Source organism: Pedobacter glucosidilyticus, assembly GCF_002483235.1.
In the GTDB taxonomy this organism is placed as follows: Bacteria; Bacteroidota; Bacteroidia; order Sphingobacteriales; family Sphingobacteriaceae; genus Pseudopedobacter; species Pseudopedobacter glucosidilyticum_B.
Map to the genome: position 1 here is coordinate 81,646 of NZ_DLHN01000026.1, position 22,575 is coordinate 104,220.

Annotated in this window: 16 protein-coding genes; 7 read left to right on the forward strand and 9 right to left on the reverse strand. The window is 34.2% G+C overall.

The annotated features are described in order from the left end of the window. Positions 1-102: 102 nt before the first annotated feature. The 3 genes from B2745_RS11150 to B2745_RS11160 are packed head-to-tail and all read right to left on the reverse strand — an operon-like array spanning position 103 to position 4,631. Entirely contained in the window at positions 103-1,767 is a 1,665-nt protein-coding gene (locus tag B2745_RS11150) for a sodium/sugar symporter (protein ID WP_026905021.1), read from the reverse strand. Positions 1,768-1,803: 36 nt separating this feature from the next. Next, positions 1,804-3,135, reverse strand: a complete 1,332-nt coding sequence (xylA, locus tag B2745_RS11155; protein WP_026905022.1) for a xylose isomerase — start codon at positions 3,133-3,135, stop codon at positions 1,804-1,806. 11 nt (positions 3,136-3,146) lie between these two features. Further along, on the reverse strand, positions 3,147-4,631 hold the full coding sequence (locus B2745_RS11160) for a xylulokinase (RefSeq protein WP_304066505.1): 1,485 nt from the start codon (positions 4,629-4,631) through the stop codon (positions 3,147-3,149). A 104-nt stretch (positions 4,632-4,735) separates the two neighbouring features. Here B2745_RS11160 and B2745_RS11165 point away from each other — a divergent pair, with 104 nt between their 5' ends. Continuing rightward, complete coding sequence (locus tag B2745_RS11165; protein WP_304066507.1) at positions 4,736-5,749, forward strand: LacI family DNA-binding transcriptional regulator; 1,014 nt, start codon at positions 4,736-4,738, stop codon at positions 5,747-5,749. 76 nt (positions 5,750-5,825) lie between these two features. Beyond that, complete coding sequence (locus tag B2745_RS11170) at positions 5,826-6,290, forward strand: response regulator (protein ID WP_304066510.1); 465 nt, start codon at positions 5,826-5,828, stop codon at positions 6,288-6,290. Here the strand turns inward: B2745_RS11170 and B2745_RS11175 are convergent. Genes B2745_RS11175 through B2745_RS11195 form a run of 5 tightly spaced genes read right to left on the reverse strand, consistent with a single transcriptional unit; the run spans position 6,287 to position 13,097 of the window. After that, a complete protein-coding gene (locus B2745_RS11175) occupies positions 6,287-6,688 on the reverse strand; it encodes a response regulator (protein ID WP_304066513.1) in 402 nt (133 codons plus the stop codon). The genes B2745_RS11170 and B2745_RS11175 overlap by 4 nt on opposite strands. A gap of 2 nt (positions 6,689-6,690) precedes the next feature. Continuing rightward, on the reverse strand, positions 6,691-7,776 hold the full coding sequence (locus B2745_RS11180) for a hybrid sensor histidine kinase/response regulator (RefSeq protein ID WP_304066515.1): 1,086 nt from the start codon (positions 7,774-7,776) through the stop codon (positions 6,691-6,693). 9 nt (positions 7,777-7,785) lie between these two features. Continuing rightward, the gene (locus tag B2745_RS11185) at positions 7,786-9,936 is read right to left on the reverse strand and encodes a sensor histidine kinase (protein WP_304066518.1); all 2,151 of its coding nucleotides are present in this window, start codon (positions 9,934-9,936) and stop codon (positions 7,786-7,788) included. A 16-nt stretch (positions 9,937-9,952) separates the two neighbouring features. After that, entirely contained in the window at positions 9,953-12,271 is a 2,319-nt protein-coding gene (locus B2745_RS11190; RefSeq protein WP_304066521.1) for an Rv1355c family protein, read from the reverse strand. 10 nt (positions 12,272-12,281) lie between these two features. After that, the gene (locus B2745_RS11195) at positions 12,282-13,097 is read right to left on the reverse strand and encodes a hypothetical protein (protein ID WP_304066524.1); all 816 of its coding nucleotides are present in this window, start codon (positions 13,095-13,097) and stop codon (positions 12,282-12,284) included. 368 nt (positions 13,098-13,465) lie between these two features. Here B2745_RS11195 and uxaC point away from each other — a divergent pair, with 368 nt between their 5' ends. From uxaC to B2745_RS11215, 4 genes are read left to right on the forward strand one after another with little or no spacing between them, the layout of a single operon-like run. Further along, the gene (gene uxaC / locus B2745_RS11200; RefSeq protein ID WP_304066527.1) at positions 13,466-14,872 is read left to right on the forward strand and encodes a glucuronate isomerase; all 1,407 of its coding nucleotides are present in this window, start codon (positions 13,466-13,468) and stop codon (positions 14,870-14,872) included. Further along, the gene (locus B2745_RS11205) at positions 14,872-15,891 is read left to right on the forward strand and encodes a sugar kinase (RefSeq protein WP_304066529.1); all 1,020 of its coding nucleotides are present in this window, start codon (positions 14,872-14,874) and stop codon (positions 15,889-15,891) included. Before uxaC ends, B2745_RS11205 begins: the two co-directional genes overlap by 1 nt. Further along, positions 15,881-16,537 carry a bifunctional 4-hydroxy-2-oxoglutarate aldolase/2-dehydro-3-deoxy-phosphogluconate aldolase gene (locus B2745_RS11210; RefSeq protein ID WP_304066532.1) on the forward strand — a complete coding sequence of 219 codons (657 nt, stop codon included), beginning with the start codon at positions 15,881-15,883 and terminating at the stop codon, positions 16,535-16,537. Before B2745_RS11205 ends, B2745_RS11210 begins: the two co-directional genes overlap by 11 nt. A 29-nt stretch (positions 16,538-16,566) precedes the next feature. After that, a complete protein-coding gene (locus tag B2745_RS11215; RefSeq protein WP_304066668.1) occupies positions 16,567-17,925 on the forward strand; it encodes an MFS transporter in 1,359 nt (452 codons plus the stop codon). Positions 17,926-17,981: 56 nt separating this feature from the next. On the opposite strand, the gene B2745_RS11220 is transcribed toward B2745_RS11215, so the two are convergent. Further along, positions 17,982-18,995 carry a LacI family DNA-binding transcriptional regulator gene (locus tag B2745_RS11220; protein WP_304066535.1) on the reverse strand — a complete coding sequence of 338 codons (1,014 nt, stop codon included), beginning with the start codon at positions 18,993-18,995 and terminating at the stop codon, positions 17,982-17,984. A 288-nt stretch (positions 18,996-19,283) separates the two neighbouring features. On the opposite strand from B2745_RS11220, the gene B2745_RS11225 reads away from it, so the two are divergent. After that, a complete protein-coding gene (locus B2745_RS11225) occupies positions 19,284-22,544 on the forward strand; it encodes a SusC/RagA family TonB-linked outer membrane protein (protein ID WP_304066538.1) in 3,261 nt (1,086 codons plus the stop codon). The last annotated feature ends 31 nt before the right edge of the window (positions 22,545-22,575 follow it).

Consider the following 22,575-nt stretch of genomic DNA (forward strand, 5'->3'; position numbering starts at 1 on the left):
AACCGCTTTTATAGCGGTTTTTTTTATGACTAATTTTTTGGAAAATAAAAAGGAGGTTATGTGTAAACACAACCTCCTTTAAGTATTTCAAGTAATTTGATACTACCAGAACACCGTATAAAGTGCTAGTAAAATACCAAATATTAATAGAGCACCAACAGTAAAGCCTGTATTGGTTTTAAACATGCTGCTGTCTATCTCTAATCCTTTAGGGTTAACACCTTTTCTGTTTTCTAAAATAGAAATCAAATACATACCAATGATACAGAAGATGAACACAAAGCCCATTCTATCTAAGAAAGGAATTTCGTAAACACCATTTACGTTAACAGCGAATCCTGCTGGGTATAAGAAAGAAAGGTCTGTCCATTCTGGAAGGAATTTTAACACTACCGATAAGATAAAGCCTCCAATGGTGGCAAACATTGCTGCCGATGAAGTAGTTCTTTTCCAGAAGAATCCTAAGATAAACATTGCAAAAATACCTGGAGACACAAAGCCTGTATACTCTTGAATATATTTAAAACCACCTTTTTCTATACCTAAGTGAGGGGCAATAACTACTGCCAATAGCATAGTTGCAATGATAGTAATTTTACCTGTTAATACCTGATTAGCTTCAGATGCATTTGGGTTGAATATCTTCTTGTAAACATCTAAAGTAAAGATGGTGGCAATACTATTTGCTTTACCCGCTAAAGAAGCTACTACTGCCGCTGTTAAAGCTGCAAAAGATAAACCTTTTAGTCCCGGAGGCAATAAGTTTAACAATACAGGGTAAGCACTATCAGGGTTTACTTCGCCATTAACAAGCATCTCGGTAGTAAAAACTTCTTGTTTGTAGAGTACGTAAGCGGCAATACCTGGCAATACCACAATAATAGGCATTAACAATTTTAAGAAAGCTGCAAATAATAAACCTCCTCTGGCAGTTTTTAAATCGGCACCTAAAGCTCTTTGAGTAATGTACTGGTTACAACCCCAATAGTTTAAGTTTACAATCCACATACCACCTACCAATACGGTTAAGCCTGGTAAATCAACAAAGTTTTTGTTGTCTTTATCAAAAATCATGTGGAAATGATCTTCTGCTTGTGAGGTAATGAGGTTAAAACCATTAAGTACACCGCTAGATCCATTATTTTGAGCTACTAAATCTAGTGCTAAATAAGTGGTTGCCAAGCCTCCTAAAATTAAGAAGAACACTTGGATTACATCGGTATAACCAATAACTTTCATCCCGCCAAGGGTAATGATGATGGAGAATATAGCTAAGGCATACATACAAACCGTAAAGTTTATACCAGATATGCTACTAACTGCTAAAGCACCTAAGAAAAGGATAGAAGTTAAATTTACCACAACGTAAAGCAATAGCCAGAAAACGGCCATAATCATGGCAACGGTCTCGTTATAACGCTGGCTTAAGAACTGAGGCATGGTAAATATCTTGTTTTTAAGATATACCGGGATAAAGAATACAGCAACAATAACTAACGTTGCAGCAGCCATCCATTCATAAGTTGCAATAGCAAGGCCTAAGGTGAAGCCAGCGCCACTCATACCAATAAATTGTTCTGCTGAGATATTGGAAGCGATAAGTGATGCTCCAATTGCCCACCATGTTAATGACCCTTCTGCCAAGAAGTAGTCCTTAGAACTTGCGCTCTCTGCTTTTTTACGGTTGTAAATCCATAGTCCGTATCCAGCAACAATCACAAAGTATATTAGAAATACAATGTAATCAGAAGTTTGAAGTGTGTTCATTCTTTATTTAAGTTTAGTTTGGAGGACGTGAATTTATTAAAAAATATGTTTATTAAGCATATTTTCAAAAAATTCTTGTTTACCACTTATAGTTTGAGGCTCGCCATGCTGAATGGCATAATCTCTTAAATCAGCTAAAGAAAGTTTTCCTTCTTCAAATTCTTTGCCTTTACCAGAGTCAAAAGAAGCGTAACGTTGTGCTCTTAGCTTTTTATAATCTGATTTTTCTAAGATTTCTTCTGCTACTAATAAAGCTTTAGCAAAAGTATCCATACCGCCAATATGCGCATAGAATAAATCTGCAGGGTCTGTAGAATTTCTTCTGATTTTAGCATCAAAATTAATACCTCCACCTTGTAAGCCTCCAGCTTCAACAATCACCAACATAGCTTCTACCAATTCTAAAATGTTATTAGGGAATTGGTCTGTATCCCATCCATTTTGGTAATCGCCTCTGTTAGCATCAATAGAACCTAACATGCCAGCATCGGCAGCAACTTGTAACTCATGTTGGAATGTATGGCCAGCCAAAGTAGCGTGGTTAACTTCTATGTTAAGTTTGAAATCATTTAATAAATCATACTGTCTTAAGAAACCTATAACAGTAGCAGAATCATAATCATACTGATGTTTAGAAGGTTCGCAAGGTTTAGGCTCAATAAAGAAAGTTCCTTTAAAGCCATTGCTTCTGGCGTAATCTTTTACGGTGTGTAAGAAACGAGCGAAATGTTCTTGCTCTCTCTTCATATTGGTGTTTAATAAGGTCATGTAGCCTTCTCTACCACCCCAAAACACATAGTTTTCTCCACCTAAAGCAATCGTAGCATCAATAGCAGCCTTTACTTGTGCGGCACCATGTGTCAATACATGAAAATCTGGGTTGGTGATAGCACCATTCATATAACGTTTATGAGAAAACAGGTTAGCTGTACCCCAAAGTAATTTAATGCCACTTTCTTTTTGCTTTTGTAAGGCATATTCTACCATGGCGTTCAATCTTCTTTCATTCTCTACAATATCGTTGGTATAATCAACAACATCAACATCATGAAAGCAATAGTAAGGAAGATTCATTTTTGTCATGAACTCAAATGCGGCATCCATTTTGTCTTTTGCTCTTTCTACAGCATCTGCTTTAACATCCCAAGCAAATTCATGAGTAGGACCTCCAAATGGATCGGCACCGTTACCGTTAAAAGAGTGCCAGTATGCGCAAGCAAATTTTACATACTCTTTCATGGTTTTTCCTTGAACTATCCTGTTTTCATCATACCATCTAAAAGCTAATGGATTATCTGATTCTCTTCCTTCAAATTTAACTTGGTTTATACCTTTGAAGAATTCTTTTTCACCTGTTACGATTGACATTTTTGATTGATTTATATGTTATTAATTTTTTGATTGAGTAATTGTTTCCATTCTTGGTAGGCAGCATCATAAGCCTCTGTTTCCTGAGGTTCTATGGTTGCTAACACCTCTTGATTTTGAAAAGCTTCCTGAGCGTTTTTAAAGTGTTTAATACCCATACCTGCACCCAAAGCAGCGCCCACGCTTCCATCGTTTTGATAAAGTTCTATAGGTACTTGGGTAGCTCCGGTAAATGCTTTTCTAAATACCTCGCTTAAAAATAAATTTGATTTTCCGGCTCTGATAACTGAGGGGTTTAAGCCATTTTCTCTCATGATATCTAAACCGTATCTGAAAGAAAAAGCAATACCTTCTTGTACAGCATTAAGGATATGTGCTGCTTGGTGTTGATTTAAATCGATATTAAAAATGTGAGCCCCAATAAGCTTGTTGTTTAACATTCTTTCTGCGCCATTGCCAAAAGGTAAAATTCTAAGGCCTTTACTTCCAATTTCTACTTGAGAAGCAAGTTGGTTGATTTCCGGATAGCTTAAATCTTTGGCAAAAAGTTTTCTTGCCCAGCTGTTTAATATCCCTGTACCATTGATACATAATAAAACACCTGTTCTAATCTGGTTTTGCAAATAATTAACGTGTGCAAAAGTGTTGATACGAGATTGCTGATCGTAAACTAATTGGTCGCTTACGCCATAGATAACACCAGAAGTACCTGCTGTGGCAGCAACTTCTCCTGGTTCTAATACATTTAAAGAAAGTGCGTTATTGGGCTGGTCGCCGGCTTTGTAAGCTACCTGTACGCCTGCTTTAAGCTGGAGAGCGGTAGCAATATCAGTTTTTACCTCGCCATGGTTGGAAAATACAGGTTTCAGTTCTGGAAATATGGAAGTATCAAAGCCAAACTCTTTACATATTTTTTCTGATAGCTTGTTGTTTTTAAAATCCCAGAAAATACCTTCAGATAATGCGCTGATACTGGTTGTAATATGGCCTGTTAACTTCATGGCTATGAAATCTCCGGGAAGCATGAGTTTGTAGATGTTGGCAAAAATTTCGGGTTCATTTTGTTTTACCCACGCCAGTTTGGATGCCGTAAAATTACCAGGAGAGTTAAGATGGTGACTTAAACTTTCTGCCTCACCTATATTTTGAAATGCTTTTTCTCCAATCTCTACCGCTCTGCTATCGCACCAAATGATAGAATTTCTGAGTACTTTTTGGTTTTTATCAACCAATACTAAGCCATGCATTTGATAGGCTATACCAATACCTATGATGTCTTGTGGGTTGTATTTTTTGGTTTGATGATTTTTTAAGATGGCTTTCTGCGTAAACTCCCACCAGTTTTCTGGTGATTGCTCTGCCCAGCCTGGTTTAAGAGCGATGATTTCTGCCTCTGTTTCTGGATATTGTGCAGTTGATACAATTTTTTGCGTAAGCGTTTCAATAACTGAAACCTTTACTGAAGATGTGCCTATGTCTATACCTAATAAATACATAAATGTTTAAGCCAGGTTATAATGGTTAAGTGCAACCGGTTGCATAAAGGTATATTTAATATTTAAATTGTCAAAATATCCTATAATTTTATTTACTTTAAAAAGTGAAAAAGAAGGCAACCATTTATGATATAGCTAAAGAGCTTAATATTACGGTATCTACCGTATCCAGGGCTCTTAATAATTTTTCTACGATAAGTGATGCTACAAAAAAAGCTGTTTTTGAGACTGCTAAAAAGTTAAATTATAGCCCCAATCGTCTCGCATCTTCTTTAAAGTCAGGGAAAACACATACCATAGGAGTTATTGTTCCCAGCATGGAAATCCATTTTTTTGCTGTAGTTATTCATAGTATAGAGCAAGTATTAAAAGATAATGATTATCGTATTCTTTTATACCAGTCTGGAGAATCGGTTGAGAACGAGATTAATGGCGTAAAAACCTTGTTAGAAGCACAGGTGGATGGTATTATCGCTTCTCTTTCTCTTGAGACCGAGGATACTTCACATTTCCAAACGCTAATCAAACAAAATAAACCACTGGTCTTATTTGATCGTGTAGATGAAAAACTAAATGTTCCGACGGTAACTTTAGATGATTATAAAGCTGGTTATTTGGCAACCGAACATTTAATTAAACAAGGTTATCAAAATATTGCTTTTGTAACTACTATCCATCAAAATAGTATTTTTGGTAATAGGGTAAAGGGATATAAAGCTGCCTTGGCTGATTTTAAGTTGAAGGTTAAAGAAGATCATATTATATATGGAGGGTTATCTATAAAAGATGGACGTTATGGTGCTGATAAACTTATGAGAGCGCAAGACAGACCCGATGCTATTATTGCTGGAGATGATTATACTGCCCTGGGTGTTATCAAAAAGTTAAAAGAATTGCAACTTACCCCGCCACACATTGGGGTTATGGGTTTTGCTAATGAAACATTCTCTGCTTTTATTACACCAAATTTATCTACCATAGACCAACAGGCAGCTAAAATGGGTATAGCATGTGCTGAAAGTTTTGTTAAGATGATCAAAAGTGGTAATCCTTATCAAAATGTAGAACATATCGTGATAGAACCTTTAGTTATTAAAAGGCAATCAACCGCAAAATAATACGAGTGTAATATTGCACTTCTTTTTAAATGTAAAGTTTTATTATATTTATTTTCGTTTTTAAAACTTTGCATCCATGTCTGAAAAAAAAATAGTTGTACTTTATGTAGATGATGAAGAAAATAATCTAATTTCTTTTAAAGCTAATTTCAGAATAAAGTATCAAGTACTTACTGCATTAAGTGGCGATGATGCCCTTAAGATTATGGAAACCAAAGCTGTAGATATTATTATTACAGATCAAAGAATGCCCAATATGACTGGTGTTGAGTTTTTAGAAAAAGTATTAGAAAAGTTTCCAGAGCCCATGCGTATATTACTAACTGGATATGCTGATATGAGTGCAGTGATAGACGCCGTTAATAAAGGTAAAATTTTCCATTATCTTAATAAACCTTGGGATGAAGCAGAGCTTGATATGACTATTAAAAGAGCTTATGACATCTTGTTAGAACGTAAGCAAATAGAAATTATGAATGAAAAATTGGCTACTTCTAATGATCAATTAGAGTTTTTGTTAAGACAAAAACTTTTATCTTAACTTTCTTGGCTAATATTATTTATCATTTCTTCAAAAGCTTCAAAACTATAAGGTTTTTTTAATACTCCAAATACAGATTCGTAAGTAGAAATTCTACTGATATCATTTTTATTTAATGATGTTGTAATGGAGATAATACGATAATTGTTTTTGGTTTCTTTCGGCAAGTTCTCAAACTCTTCTATAAACTGAAAGCCATTCATTACAGGCATCATGATATCAAGTAAAAGCACTGTTAAACTTCCTTTTTCTGGTTCTTTAGCTTTAATATCCTGTAAAGCTTCTATAGCATTGTCATAAGCTTTAAAGCTATTGCATTTGCCTGTATTAAGAATAAGTTTTTCTGCAATAAAGCAATCTAATTCTCTATCGTCTACAATAATAAAGTTTAGTTTCATGTTTATTTGTTAGGTATTTTGATGGTGAAAGTTGTGCCTTGGTTAAGTTCAGAATCTACTTCTACTTGTCCGTTTAGTTTTAACAAAGCACTTTTAACATTAAATAATCCGAAGCCCGAGCCAGCTTCTTTAATATGCGCTCTAAAGAATAAATCAAAAATTTGATTCTTATATTTTTCATCAATTCCAGAGCCATTATCAGCTACAATAATGGTAGCAATGCCTTTTTCTACTACAATATTTAAGCTAACAAATTTGTTTTCTTTTTCTAATACCTGATATTTAAAAGCGTTTGATAAAAGGTTGTTGATGATTAAAAAAATAGAAACTCTATCGCTCCAGAAAGATTCTTCTTGTTGTAAATGGATTTTAAAGGCTATGGATAGGGTTTTGGCATAAATTTGATAGACATCTTCCATTTCTTTGATAAGATCTCTGAAATCAATATCTGTAATTTTGAGTTCGCCTCTTTCTAAGCTGTAATAATCATGCATGCTTAAGATGAAATCATCTAGTTTTTGAACAGATTTATTCATCATTTTCAATATTTCTTTTACCTCATCTAAGTTATGGGTATTTAACGCTAGATTTATTCCTCCTGCAATACCTACTAATGGGCCTCTTATATCATGACTTACAGAGTATGCGAATTTATCAAGTTCTGAATAAGCTTTATGTAATTCCTGATTTTTTAATGCAAGCATTGAACTTGCCTCGTAAAAATGTACAGCCTCTTCAATAGCACTAATGATATCTGCATCTATCCAAGGTTTTTTTACATATCTAAAAACATGTCCTTTATTAATGGCGTCAATAACCGATTCTATATCTGTATAAGCAGTTAATAATATTCTGATGGGGTATGGGTGTGTACTTCTAATTTCTGCAAAAAAGTCTACCCCGGTTTTATGGGGCATCCTTTGGTCGCAAAAAATTACTTTTATATCAGGATATTTATTTAAAAATTGTAAAGCTTCAGAAGTGTTTTGTGCAGTAAAAATCTGATAATCGAATCTTAATGAGGCTTTGAAGCCTATTAAGTTATTCATTTCATCATCTACATACAGTATCTTAATTTTTTCTGACATGATTATATTTTAGCTGATCATGATTTGGTGTATAACGGGTATTTTGATAATAAATTCTGTGCCTTTATCTGGCTCAGTATTGATGAAAATTTGACCGTTGTGTTTTTTAATGGTATTGTAAGCTATAGACATACCTAAACCTGTTCCTTCTCCCACATCTTTTGTGGTAAAGAAAGGGTCAAAAATTTTATTTCTTGTAGTGTCAGACATTCCACAGCCGTTATCGGTAATATAAATGTTAACAAAATCTTCTGTTGCTGTAGTTTTGATACTTAATAAACCATCTTTACTATGGGTATGTTTGACATTGATAGCGTGTATGGCATTAGAGATGATATTTAAAAAAACTTGATTAAGTTTCCCTGGATAGCACTCTACCAAAGGTAATGCTGCATAGTTTTTTTCTACTTTAATATTGCTATTGTTGAGTAAATTATTCATGATTACTAAAGTAGATTCTATCCCTTCATTTATATCAGCTCTTTTTAAGTCATCTTCATCAACTCTGGAAAAAATTCTTAGACCTTTAACAATTTCTGCAGTTCTGCTAGCTCCTTCATGAATACCTTTTAGTAAATGGTTAATTTCCATTTTTAGGTAATCGTAATCTAGCTCTTCTTTATATTCTTCTATTTCTTGCTGTTTTTCTTGTATAGTTTTATCAGATAAACCTATTTTTTCTATTAAATCTACTGCATCAAATAACATATTTACGTCTCTAAGTAATGGCGAAACGTTGGAAGTTACAAAGTTAATGGGGTTATTAATTTCATGTGCTATACCGGCAGTTAATTGACCTAATGAGGCCATTTTTTCTGCTTCAACCAATTGAGTTTGTGCTTGTTTTAAATCTTCAAGTGTATGGCTAAGTTCGTTATTTGTTTCTATCAATTCAACAGTTCTTTCTTTAACTCTTTGCTCTAATATGGTATTTTGTTCTTTGATAATGCGTTCATTTTCTTTAGCAATTTCTAAAGCTTGTGCTTGCGACTGCTCTTTTTCTTTTTTAAGAATATTAATTCTATCTGCTAGTGCTAAAGAAAGTAATGTTACTTCTAGTGCTGTTCCTATTTGTAAAGAATAATTGGTAAAGGTATTATAAGGTAATAAACCGGAGTTTTTTAATATAAATACGATGAGGCCGATGAAAAAGCCGCTCCAAGCAATTAAAAAAAACTTAGCAGGCCTATAACCTTGTACGGTGATGGTTATCGCAACGGTATAGATAACAATAATGGTATAAATGGCGGCTATATCAATTAAGCGATAACTTAAAAGGTCAAAACCTATAATTCTGGCTGCAATGGCACTGGCGTAAACCGCCAAAGAGATGATAAATAGTTTATTGAGTTTAGGCGTTCTGGTTTTTGATTGTAAAAAAAGTCTGATGAATATTATGCCCATAATACCCGCCAAGCCCGGGAAAATTATCAAAACTTTATTAAACAGGTAAGGGGTATTGCTAAACAGGTATTTAAATGAATGTCCGGAAAGGGTTATTTGAGTTAGTAAGGTAAATAAGGTATATAAAACGTAATACACATAGCTTATATCTTTGGTTGAGAGATACAAGAAGCTATTATAAAGAATCATAACCATTAAAATGCCAATAAGAACACCCCAAAAAATATCATGGCTATTAAGGTATTCTGATATTTTTTGCTCTTTACCTATGTAAATAGGAAGAAACATTTGCTCATGGCTATTTACTTTGAGGTAATAAGTTTGTTCTGCATTTGCGGCAATGTTTAAATCAAAAATAGGATGTTGATGTTTATACTTTCTGGCATTAAATTTTTTTGTGTTACTAATTTTCTGAAAGTATAAAATTCCGTTTCTTTGATAATATAGTTCACTATTGTCTAGATAAGAACTTTCTATCATTAAAAGTAGGTTGTTTTGGTTACTTTGATTTTTGATGGTGAATTTTAACCAAAAATTAGCATCACTTAAAGGTAAAATAATGGTTTCTGCGCCAGATGGCTTAAATGAATGGTTGTTTACAATATCATTAAAATTTAATTTTTTTGAATGATCTTGTAAAATAGCAATATGATGACCTATGATGCTATTATCATTCTTAAAAATAATCTTATGTTGCCCTAACCCATAAGTGTAAGAACAGCAAAGTATAAGAAAAAGTAAAAGTTTATTCCTCATAAGGTGGATTTAATTTTTAACTAACAAATAGAATTTTTTCTAAAGGTAATCTATGTGATTTTAATTCTATTTGTTCTGCAAAAGAAATTTTTGCTAAAAATACTTCTGCATTGTTTTTGTCTAATCCTGTTAAAGCTTCAAATTCTTTTCTTAATGCTGTTAATTCATTTATACTACTTGTATCTAAGCCCTTGCCATTTCCATGATTGACTCTTGTAAATAAGTATAAAGGCGATATGAGTGGGTGTACTGCTAAACCAATTTTTGTTGCAGCAAGCCAAAAACGCTCCATAGCTTGACCGCCTTTAAAAAAACTTTCTAAGCTATATTTAGGTACACTTATAAGGCATATTGCCGATGCTGATTCTATTGTTTTTAAGGCCAAAGTATCAAAGGCTTTTCCGCCTTTTAACTCCTTTATTGTTTTAACAACTTCAGCATCTTTAATCATACTCAAGGCAGCAAGTTGCGAGTTACTTAATCCTAAAGTTTTAACATCAATGCCATCTTTGCTTTGTTCGGCATCGGCAGTGGTCCAGCGCATCTCTCGATGTACAAAATCATAATGGCCCTCTGGGTTTAATAGGCGTATTCTATCGCAAATACCTATCATTTTTCCAAATAATTTAAGGTCTTTTTCTTCTGTAAAGTATTGAAAATTAATAGGATATATGCTATTTGTGATTTCTTTGAGATATGCTAACTGCTTTTCTTCTAGCCTATTTTTTTGTAGCGCATGATTTCTGTTCGTACATCTTTGATGAATATAAGTTGATAGGTCTTGTGCTAAGGTATTGGTGTTTATTTCTGATTTTTCAAAATAAATAACTGCAACCAGTTGCTCTTGGCTAGCTATGGGTAAGAAATTTATTTTTGTATTTAAATTAAATGTGAGTGCTTTAAGGTATAAATTTTCAAAAGCTGCACCTAGAGAAATAAAAGAAGCTGTTTTTTGAAAATCTCCAAAGGAATAAGACCTATTTTCTTCATGGAAAAGATAAAGAAGGCCTTCTTGATAAAGCCATTTCCAAGGTTGGTCGTTTCCTGTTGATGGGGCTGCTGCTGCTGCATATATTAATTCTTTAAGTGTATGTTCATCAATAGTAACAGCATTATTGGTTTTAGTAAATGAAACCTGTTGTGCCAGGTTTATCAAATCTTGTTTGAATAAGGGGTTGTGTGGATTTTTTCTTTCAGAGGTGTTTTCTTGTTTATCAATCTTCGGATTTGCGATGAGTTCTTCTAAATCAATATAATATCTGCCAGAGGCATGAAATTGGTTAAGTAAGATTCTTCGGCTAACATCGGCAGCTACAGCCCCTCCTAAAGTAACAGAACTGGCAAGCTGCGGCCAGGTATTGATGGTTTGTTGTACTTCTACCATTGATGCTTTTCCTCTTAAAGAAATATTTTCTGCACCTAACATTTGCAAGATTAATGGTATTTTATCTTCATTGCTTAGTTCTTTGATTGTATGCGGGTTAATCCCTTTTAAAGTGCCATGAAGCAATTCCCTGTTGGGTTCTAAATCAAATCTTTCTACATCCAGCATTCCTCTATCGCTAGTATCCATCAAAACCGGAATTTGTAATGCTTTGGCTTTGTGTCTGGCAATAATCTTCATGTCGAGGCCATCACATTCATCTACTAAAAGATCAAGCTTGCCATCTTTAAGAAAGAAATCATCCAAATTATCTTCCGTTAAGCCTTCTTTAAAACAGGTAACATTTAAAAAGGGGTCTATTTCCAGAATTTCACGAGCGGCAACTATCACTTTTGATAAGCCTAAGTTACTTACACCGCTTCTTATTCTATTTAAATTACTGAGTTCAAGTGTATCAAAATCTGCTAAGCGTAATTCGCCACAGCCTCTTTCCATGGCTAAAGTAAGCGCAATAGATTGCCCTACAGACAAGCCTACGATACCAATCTTTTTGGTGCTTAATAAATCTCTTTCTTCTCTTGTAATTTTATATTGATTGCGGTTTGTTCTTACCTCTACAAAAGCATCTCTATCTAAAAGATGTACCATTTTTTTACTCCAGGGATAATAAACCCAAACACCGTATTGTTCTAAACTAAATTCTCCTAGTTCTTCATCAATCAGTTTCTTGTAAACATCTTCTTTAAGCCTTATGGAAGGGTTTTTTGATTTGATAAGCTCCTGCAATTGGCTCCATATTTCGTCATAAAAGAACACAACCTGTTGTTGGTTAATTAAATCGTTAAAAATTTGTAGGTCTTTTGGTTGATGTATTTTAAGTATTAAAGGTTGATAAATTTCTTTAAGATGGTGGTTTAGTTGTAAAAAATGAGAAGTTGTAGTGTTAGACATCTTTTAAGATTTAGGAGAAAATATCAAATTCATCAAAGTCTTGTGTTTTAACCTGAGCTGAAGGCAAAGAAGTATTGGCTATTGCAGCCTTTAAATCCCAATTTTCTAGATTTGGTATTTGGATTTCATAATGTATTTCTATTTGTTTTTTTCTAAGTTCTTCTAAACGGGTGATGGTTAAATTTTCCCTCAGTTTGAAAATGGTTTCTCTTTCCTCCTCAACTGCTTTGCTTAAAAACTCTGGGTCTTTAAGTATCATGGTGGTAGCAATTAAATCTAATTTTGGGTAGTAAAAAGTACCATTATTACCTATACTGGTTTCTATTTCGTAACCAGAATTTATACCCATTTGTACGGTATAGGGTGCACATAATGCAAAAATAGATTTTATACCGATTTGTGTAGATATAGCCACACAGGCTCTTGATAGAAAAATACTACCCACCCCATAACCTGCTATTTCTCTAGAATTCCATAAGCCACAAAACTCGCCTGTACCTTGTTGTGCATAATTGTAAACTAAGGTGGTTATGGCAGGGTCTAGTGCTTTAGTGGCTTCTTCTATGGGTAGGGGTTGACTTCCACCGGCAACATGTATACGTACCCCTCCATAAACTTTCTTTTTATCTAATGATTCAACAATGAGAACAAAGGCTCCCGGGTTGTCTACCCACTCGTTTTTTGAGGAAGTAACTTTGGTAACGCCAATACTCGTAAGCACATTTTTATGTCCTTCTACAAACAGCGCACAGGTTTCTGGATCGTCTATCGCCCTAAACGCTCTTAATCTTACTTCGGGTTTTTCTTTATTTAAATAAGACTCCATCAATTTTGTACAAGTATGGTTTTTAAATTTAACGTATTCTAAGAATCTTATACCAGTTTAGTGGCTTAAAAGTTATTAATATTTTTTATTAAGGCTGAAAATAGCAAATAATATAGCTTTTATAAGTTTCTAATAAATTTTATTGTTAAAATAAGTTTATGCTGATAAGTGATAATCTAAAAGATACTAAGTGTTGTTACTTCTAATTTAAGGATTAAAAAATCTCAAAAAGAATAAAAATTAAAAGCATTTACTAAAAAATACACATTTGATAGTGTAAATAAGCAATATTTTTTACAAATTGGCATCGCCGTAGCAACCAATTTAAAATTTTAGAATTAAGCAACAAAAACAACAGAAATTTCCAAATGAAAGAAGGCGCAGTAATACCAGAGGATTTTTTACTTTACAGCAAGCAGGCAAAGGTTTTATATCATGATTATGCTAAGGATTTACCTATTATAGATTATCACAATCATCTTCCTCCGCAAGAGATAGCAGAAAATAAGAAATTTAGCACTTTAACAGAAATCTGGCTAAAAGGGGATCATTACAAGTGGAGGGCTATGAGGGCTCTTGGTGTAGATGAAAATTATATCACCGGCAGTGCTTCTGATGAGGAAAAGTTTATGGCTTGGGCTAAAGTGGTTCCTGCAACCGTAAGAAACCCACTTTTTCATTGGACACACATGGAACTTAAAAATCCTTTTGGCGTTCAAAATTTCTTAAATGAGCAATCGGCATCAAAAATTTACAGTCATGCTAATGAGCTGTTAGCACAAGACAATTTTTCTACACAAGGCTTATTAACCCAGTTTAATGTAGTGATGGTAGGTACTACAGATGATCCTTGCGATGATTTAGAATACCATAAGCAATTGCAAGAAAGTGGTTTTGCAGTAAAGGTAAAACCATCTTTCCGTCCGGATAAATCTTTGTTAATTGGCGATGTAAATGCTTACCGAGCGTATATCCAAAAACTATCGGCAGCATCGGGTATACAAATTACAGATGTTGAGTCTTTAATTGCAGCTTTAAGAAACAGGGTTGATTATTTTGAAGCTCATGATGCAAGTATATCAGACCATGGTTTACAAGCTATTCCATCAAAGTTAACTTTAACAGATGCCCAAAAACAAGAATACAAAAAGCTTTTAGCTGGTGATGTGGATACTTTCTCTGATCCAGATGCTTTTGCTGGATATGTTTTAACAGAGTTAGGTAAAATTTATCATGAAAAAGGTTGGGTACAGCAATTCCATTTAGGTGCTATACGTAATAACAACCACGGGATGATGAGAAAATTAGGTCCGGATACTGGTTACGATTCTATTGCCGATTTTAAACAAGCAGAAAGTCTTTCTAATTTCTTAGGCAATCTTTCTTTAGAAGACCAATTAACCAAAACCATTCTTTATAACCTTAACCCTGCTGATAATGATGTTTTTGCTACCATGATAGGCAATTTTGCCGATGGGAAAACAAAAGGTAAAATGCAATTTGGCTCGGGCTGGTGGTTCTTAGACCAAAAAGATGGGATGGAGAAACAATTAAATTCCTTATCAAATATGGGAGTTCTGAGTACTTTTGTTGGGATGTTGACAGATTCTAGAAGTTTCCTTTCTTACTCCAGACATGAATATTTCAGAAGAATATTATGTAATCTTTTAGGTTCTGAGATGGAGAATGGCCAAATCCCTGATGATGAAAAATGGATTGGACAAATTGTTAAAGATATTTGCTACTATAACGCTAAACAATACTTTAATTTATAATGAGTAAAATATTAACCTTTGGTGAGCTATTACTAAGAATTTCTCCGGACGCAAACGGAGCATGGTTAAAAAATAATGAAATCCCAATTTTTGTTGGCGGAGCCGAGCTAAATGTAGCTACCGGCTTAGCCATTTGGGGTGCTGATGTAGCTTTTTTTACTGCTTTACCAGATCATGACCTAACCAAAGAAATTTTAGGTTATATAGAAAATTTAAATATTGATGCTTCAAGAATCGCTTTACAAGGGGAGCGTATAGGGATTTATTACCTTACCCAAGGTAAAGATTTAAAAAGTGCCGGGGTTATCTATGATAGGGCATATTCATCATTTTATGCTTTAAAGCCAGGTGATGTAAATTGGGATAAAGTATTGGAAGGCGTAAGCCATTTTCAGTTTAGTGCTATTTGTCCTGCTGTTTCGCAAAATGCTGCAAACGTTTGCCTAGAAGCTGTGAAAGCTTGTAAAGCAAAAGGTATACATGTTTCTTTAGACTTGAATTACAGAGCAAAGCTTTGGAAATATGATAAAAGCCCGGTAGAAATTATGCCAGAAATTGCTTCATATTGTGATTTAATTATGGGTAATTTATGGGCTGCTCATCAAATGTTGGGTACGGCATTAGATGATACCTTGATAGTACAAGATGCTAAGGAAGCTTATCTTAAACATGCCGAAAAAACATCTTTAGAGATAATGAGTAAATTTCCTAACTGTAAAGCAGTAGCCAATACCTTTAGGTTTGAAAACGGCGAGGGCATTAATTATTATACCACATTTTATCAAGAAGGTACACTACATGTATCTCAGCAATATCAGGTTGATAAAATTATCAATAAAGTAGGAAGTGGAGATACCTTTATGGGTGGTTTACTTTTTGGTATATCATCTGGTTACAGCACACAAGATACCTTAGAATTTGCTACGGCTGCTGCTTTTAAAAAGCTATTTATCCCAACAGATTCAACATCAACAACTAAAGAAGAAATATTACAAACCATAAAAGACTATGCCGCATAAACAAACTGTATTAGACACCATTATTGGCCAGGGGATGCTACCTCTGTTTTATCATGAAGATAAAGAGCTAAGCTTAGCTATCATTAAAACCTTATACGAAGCGGGTGTAAAAACGCTAGAATATACTAACCGTGGTCCGGCTGCTTTAGAAAATTTTAGATATTTAAAATCACAATTAAAAGATCTTCCTGATTTTTACTTAGGGATAGGAACCATTAAAAACACCAAAGAGGCACAAGATTTTATTGATGCTGGTGCAGATTATATTGTATGCCCTACGGTAAACGTTGCGGTTGGCCAATTGGTAAATAGCCTTGATATGCTTTGGATACCTGGCTGTATGACACCTACAGAAATTAGTACTGCACAAGGTGTGGGTGCATTATTGATTAAACTTTTCCCTGCAAATGTTTTAGGGACAGGTTTTGTAAGTGCGATAAGAGAACTTTTTGTTGGGCAACATTTTATGCCAACAGGAGGTGTTGAAATTGAAGAAAAAAATATTCGCGAGTGGTTTAAAGCAGGTGTTTCTGCAGTTGGAATGGGGAGCAAACTCATCAGTAAAGATGTGATGCAAAACAGAGCTTTAGACGAGTTAGCAAAAAACACAGCAGAAGCTTTCAGGCTGATAAAACTTTGTAAATAAATCCAAATTATATAAACCAAAATAAAATGATGAACGAAAAAATAGGAAAATTTAGGTGGACGATATGTTCGCTTTTATTTTTTGCCACTACAGTTAATTATCTGGATAGGCAAGTATTAAGTTTACTACAGCCACTACTTGCAGAAGAATTTGGCTGGACAAATTCTGATTATGCCAATATTACAGCTGTTTTTCAATTTGCGTATGCAATTTCTATGCTTTTTGCAGGGCGTTTAATTGATAAATTAGGTACTAAATGGGGTTTTGCTTGGGCATTGATTATTTGGTCTCTTGCAGCTATAATACATGCTTATGCAGAGGCTTTAGGCGAATTAGCATCTCCTCTTTTTATTTCCCTTGGTATTGCTTTACCAGTTTCTGTTATAGGATTTATGATAGCAAGAGCACTATTAGGATTTGGAGAGTCTGGTAACTTCCCTGCCGCAATTAAAGCTACTGCAGAGTATTTTCCTAAAAAGGAAAGGGCACTTGCAACAGGTATTTTTAATTCTGGTTCAAACGTAGGGGCAATTTTAGCACCAATTACAGTGCCTTGGGTAGCATCTCACTGGGGTTGGGAACTTACCTTTTGGATTATTGGTGCCATTGGTTTCCTTTGGCTCATATTTTGGTTCTGGCTTTATGAAACCCCTAATAAATCATCTCGTTTAGGTGAAGCCGAAAGAGCATATATAAATAGTGATGTTGAAGACCAGAAAGTAGAAAATACAAGCGAAGTTGTAGAAAAAGTATCATGGTTTAAACTGTTAGGATTTAAACAAACATGGTCTTTTGCTTTTGGGAAATTTATGACTGATGGTGTATGGTGGTTCTTTTTGTTCTGGCTACCAGCTTACCTCAAAGCGCAGTACGGTATGACAGGTACAGATATCATGTTACCACTTTCTATACTTTATAGTATGACTATGTTTGGTAGTATTGGTGGAGGTGCTTTCCCTATGTATTTTATCAATAAAGGTTATAAACCATATGATGGAAGAATGAGGGCTATGTTTATTATTGCTTTATTCCCATTGGTAGTGCTTTTAGCACCCGTTTTAGGTGAAATAAGCTTCTGGTTCCCTGTACTATTAATTGGTATAGGTGCTTCAGCCCACCAAGCATGGTCTGCTAATATTTTTACAACAGTTTCAGACATGTTCCCTAAGAAGTCAGTAGCATCTGTTACGGGTATTGGTGGTATGGCCGGAGGTTTAGGTGGTGTGGTTATGAGTAAGCTAGGTGGATATTTATTTGATTATTATGAGAAACTTGGACATGTAGAAACAGGTTATACCATAATGTTTACTATTTGTGCCTTAGCTTATGTAGTAGCTTGGTCTGTAATGAAAACTTTAGTACCAAAAATGAAAGCTGTAGAAATTTAATAAGAAATTTTAGTTTATATAAAAGCTGCCTTTAAAAAGAAAAAAGGCAGCTTTTTTTATGCTCCATTAGGATGAAGCGTGGTATCTAGCATAATAGATTCAAACTCTTCTATTGGGTATTTACTTTCAATAATACTGATAAGCATTTCTGCAGCTTTTTCGCCCATCTCAAAGGCCGGTTGCCTGATATAGGAAAGGGAAGGATTCAATAACTCTACTAATTCTGAATTACTAAAACCTGCAACAAGAATATCATGATGATGAGTAGCATATTTTTTCATGGTACTTAAACAGCCAGTACTTAATCTGTCGCTGGCAACAAATATAGCATCAGGAGGATTGTCATGAGATAGAAATTCTCTCACAGCAATTTCTACTTCTATTTGATCTCGTCCACCGTGTTTACAATATTTAATAAGTTCTTTATCTATGGGGATATGATGTTGTCTTAAAGCTTCTTCATAGCCTTTTTGTCTTTCGGCTGTAATAGAAAGCTGCGAAGCATTTGCCAAATGCGCAATTCGTTTACATCCTTTACTAATTAAAAATTCTGTAGCCTCAAAAGCACCTTTAAAATTATTGCTAGATACTTTATGGGTATTCATAGAATTTAAAATTCTATCGAAAAAAACTATAGGTAAACCTTGGTCATGTAATTTTTCAAGATGACTATAATCTTTAGTTTCTGCGCTTAAAGATACCAGTAAACCGTCAACAGATCTGTTTGCTAAATGTTCTACGTTAATAACTTCGCGTTCATAACTATCATGAGTTTGGGAGATGATAACATGGTAACCTTTACTATAAGCTACAGATTCTATACCGTCAATAGCTTGAGAAAAAAACTGATTAGCAACCTCGCATACAATCACACCAATAGAATAGCTTCTTCTTTCTTTGAGACTTAATGCAATAGGATTTCTTTTGAAATTAACTTTCTCGGCATATTCTAAAACTATCTTTTTAGTTTCTTCACTAATTTCATATCCACCTCTTAAGGCTCTGGATACTGTTGAAGTAGATAGATTTAAAGCTTTGGCAATATCTTTTATCGTAGTAGGTTTAAACATTAGGCTGGTTGGTTTTAAAAGCTTCAAGATAAATTTAGAAAAAATATATTTAAAAGCGTTTTTTAAGTTAAAAAATGTTGATTTAACAATTACGGCATCGATGCCGGCATCGATTGCACATTTTTTTTAAACCAGTTACTTCTTTTTTCTTTAAAAACTGATTACCATTGTTTAAGCCAATTAAATAAATAGACCATTTCAATAAAAGACTTCTTGCAACAAATGCTAACCTAGTGAGTGCTTTGTGAAGTGTATTTATTTATTAGCAACCATTAATTATAAATGAATATGATTAGAAAAGCTCTACTATTACTAACGATATCGTTAGTTGTTTTAAATTCGGTTTTTGCCCAAACTAAACAATTAAAAGGAATTGTAAAGGATGAGACCGGGGAACCTTTAGTTGGTGTTTCTGTGGGGATTAAGAATACCTCCATAGGCACCCAAACAAATGTTGATGGTAATTTTACGCTTAATGTAACTGAAGGGGCTATTTTGACCTTCAGATATGTGGGATATAAACCTCAGGAAGTTACTCTCAAGGGACAAACAACCATAAACGTTATACTACAATCTAATGCCTTAGAGCTTCAGGAGGTTGTTGCAATAGGCTACGGTACTACTACCAGAGAATCTTTAACAGGTTCAGTATCTTCTGTTACAGCCAAACAATTACAAGATATGCCAGTGAGTACAGCTGCCGAGGCTTTAGCAGGTAGGTTGGCAGGGGTGCAAGTGACTACTACAGAGGGTGCTCCAGGTGCTGATATTTTAATAAGAGTTAGGGGAGGAGGGTCCATTTCAGGAGATAATACCCCTCTTTTTGTTGTAGATGGTATTGTGGTAGAAAATGCACTGTCGATATTATCTCCTCAAGAAATTCAATCCATAGATGTTCTAAAAGACGCTGCATCTACCTCTATCTATGGTGCAAGAGGAGCAAACGGTGTTGTTATTATTACAACAAAAGGAGGGAAAGAAATGCCTACACAAATTACCTATAATGGTTTTGGAGGTGTTAGAAATATCACAAACAAAATTGAAGTGATGAATCCTTATGATTTTGTACAGTATCAATATCAGATTTATAATTATAATACCAATGAACAAACTAGAAATTCTTTTATAGATAGATATGGAAGATATGAAGATTTAGATATTTATAAATCTATGCCATTTGTAAATTGGCAAGATGAAGTATTTGGTAGAGATGCATATAGTCAAACGCATGTATTGGGGGTTTCTGGAGGTACTAAAGCAACAACTTATAATTTCACCTTAAATAGGGCTGATGAAGATGGAATTATGCTTAATTCTGGCTATAAAAGAACTTTAGCATCATTCCGTTTCGATCATAAAGTAAATAAAAAATTAAAAGTTGGATTAAATTTTAGATATAGTGACCAAGACGTAACTGGTGTAGGTACTTCAAATACAGGAACACAAAGTAATAATCGTTTAAGAAACGCAGTTAGATTTAGACCTTTTATAGGACCTGGTTTAGAATCAGAAGTTGATGAATTTGATCCAGAGTATACTAATTTAACAAACTTAGCTAGTCCAGTATTATTGGCTAATAATGAAATTAGAGAAGATGGCAGAATAAATACTAATTTGAATGGATATTTTAATTTAGAATTGGTTAAAAACCTAACTTTTAGAAGTGTTTTAGGGTATGTTACCAATGATAGAGTTCAAAACTTCTTTTATGCACCTCCAAGTGGTGTAACCAGAACCAATAATGCAAATAACCAACCAGTTGTTGATATTCGTAAATCAAATGACTACAGTGTTACAAATTCTAATACCTTAAATTATTCTAAAAAGTTTGGTAAGCATCAAACTGAATTCTTGTTAGGGCAAGAAACTTATATTTGGAAAGGTTTTACGGATAACAAAACTATTCGTTGGTTACCAATAGGAATTACGCCTGAACAAGCTTTTGCAAGTATACAAAGAGCTGTCCCTCCGGCAGACCAATTTCAATCTCCACCATCAACAGGCGTTTCTGAAAATAGAATACTATCTTTTTTTGGTAGGGTAAATTATAATTATCAGGGAAAATACTTAGCTACAGCATCTTTAAGATATGATGGTTCATCAAAATTTAATAGGGATAATGGATTTGCGGCTTTTCCGGCGGTTACGTTAGGATGGAGGATTTCTGAAGAGAAGTTTATGTCTAATATTAAAGGCGATTGGCTAAACAATATGAAAGTAAGATTTAGTTTAGGCTCGGCTGGAAATAATAGAATTGGAGATGACTTATTTAAAACTGTGTATGGTTCAAGTGCTAGCGATGGCTACGCTTTTGGTACATCAATTACACCTAGCTCTTATCCGCTTTCTTTAGCAAATTCTAATCTAAGATGGGAGAAAACAACTTCGCGTAACTTAGGTCTAGATTTAGATTTATTTGGCTCTAGATTGACTGCTAATGTTGATTTTTATCTGAATACTGTTAATGATTTGCTTTTTGATGTTGATATTCCAAAAGAGGCCGGAAACCCTACACAGGTACAAAATGTTGGTGCTACCCAAAATAAAGGTTTTGAAATCCAATTAGCTGGAGCCGTTATAGCTAACAAAAAGTTTACTTGGAACGCTAATTTTAATATTGGAGTTAATAGAAATAAAGTAGTAAGCTTAGGCTTGGACGCGTCTGGTAATCCATTAGCATCAAGATTAATAGGTTCTGGATGGGCTTCAGCTAGTAATCAGTATCAAGATTTCTTATTACAAGTTGGACAACCTATTGGGCAGTTTTATGGATACGTAACTGACGGTTATTATAAAATAGAGGATTTTGATATTACCCAAAATACAAATGGTAGCTTTTCTTATGTTTTAAAAGACGGAATTCCAAATTCTTTTAATTTAATAGGTAATAGAGCCCCTCAGCCAGGGGATTTAAAACTAAAGAAGCTTTCTCCCGTAGATCCTAACTCGGCAAATCCTTACAGGGTTGATGCTAATGATAGAACAGTTTTAGGCAATGCGCAACCAAAATTTACAGGAGGGTTGAACCAACAATTCGCATATAAGAATTTTGACATGAGTGTTTTTCTTAATTGGTCAGTAGGAGGAAAAGTTTATAATGCTAATAACCTAGAATTTACAAGCCAATATTTATACCGAGATAACAATATGTTGGCTGTTATGAATAATAGATGGAAATGGTATAATGAAAGTGGTGTTTTGGTAACAGAGCCTACAGCTTTGGCTGCTTTAAATGAGAATACAACGTTTTGGACACCATCTTCTGGTGCTTATTTTCTTCATTCTTATGCTATTGAAGATGCCTCATTCTTAAGAATAAGCAATTTAACATTAGGCTATACCATGCCACAAGATTTAATTAGAAAGTCAAAGTTTATCTCTAATCTTAGGGTGTATGCAACAGTAAATAATTTATGGACTATCACTGGATATTCTGGGTTTGATCCAGAAGCTAATACAAGAAGAGCTAGCCCATTAACGCCAAGTGTAGATTATGCAGCATATCCAAGAAGTAGATATGTATTGGCAGGTATAAATATGACATTTTAATCAGTAAAAAATTAATTACTAGATATAACGT

Excerpts from the sequence above, each read along its gene's own strand:
- B2745_RS11210 (WP_304066532.1), top strand. The coding sequence starts at position 15,881 with ATGCCGCATAAACAAACTGTATTAGACACCATTATTGGCCAGGGGATG.
- uxaC (WP_304066527.1), top strand. The coding sequence starts at position 13,466 with ATGAAAGAAGGCGCAGTAATACCAGAGGATTTTTTACTTTACAGCAAG.
- xylA (WP_026905022.1), bottom strand. The coding sequence starts at position 3,135 with ATGTCAATCGTAACAGGTGAAAAAGAATTCTTCAAAGGTATAAACCAA.
- B2745_RS11180 (WP_304066515.1), bottom strand. The coding sequence starts at position 7,776 with ATGTCAGAAAAAATTAAGATACTGTATGTAGATGATGAAATGAATAAC.
- B2745_RS11195 (WP_304066524.1), bottom strand. The coding sequence starts at position 13,097 with ATGGAGTCTTATTTAAATAAAGAAAAACCCGAAGTAAGATTAAGAGCG.
- B2745_RS11225 (WP_304066538.1), top strand. The coding sequence starts at position 19,284 with ATGATTAGAAAAGCTCTACTATTACTAACGATATCGTTAGTTGTTTTA.
- B2745_RS11150 (WP_026905021.1), bottom strand. The coding sequence starts at position 1,767 with ATGAACACACTTCAAACTTCTGATTACATTGTATTTCTAATATACTTT.
- B2745_RS11185 (WP_304066518.1), bottom strand. The coding sequence starts at position 9,936 with ATGAGGAATAAACTTTTACTTTTTCTTATACTTTGCTGTTCTTACACT.
- B2745_RS11215 (WP_304066668.1), top strand. The coding sequence starts at position 16,567 with ATGAACGAAAAAATAGGAAAATTTAGGTGGACGATATGTTCGCTTTTA.
- B2745_RS11190 (WP_304066521.1), bottom strand. The coding sequence starts at position 12,271 with ATGTCTAACACTACAACTTCTCATTTTTTACAACTAAACCACCATCTT.
- B2745_RS11170 (WP_304066510.1), top strand. The coding sequence starts at position 5,826 with ATGTCTGAAAAAAAAATAGTTGTACTTTATGTAGATGATGAAGAAAAT.
- B2745_RS11160 (WP_304066505.1), bottom strand. The coding sequence starts at position 4,631 with ATGTATTTATTAGGTATAGACATAGGCACATCTTCAGTAAAGGTTTCA.
- B2745_RS11205 (WP_304066529.1), top strand. The coding sequence starts at position 14,872 with ATGAGTAAAATATTAACCTTTGGTGAGCTATTACTAAGAATTTCTCCG.
- B2745_RS11175 (WP_304066513.1), bottom strand. The coding sequence starts at position 6,688 with ATGAAACTAAACTTTATTATTGTAGACGATAGAGAATTAGATTGCTTT.
- B2745_RS11220 (WP_304066535.1), bottom strand. The coding sequence starts at position 18,995 with ATGTTTAAACCTACTACGATAAAAGATATTGCCAAAGCTTTAAATCTA.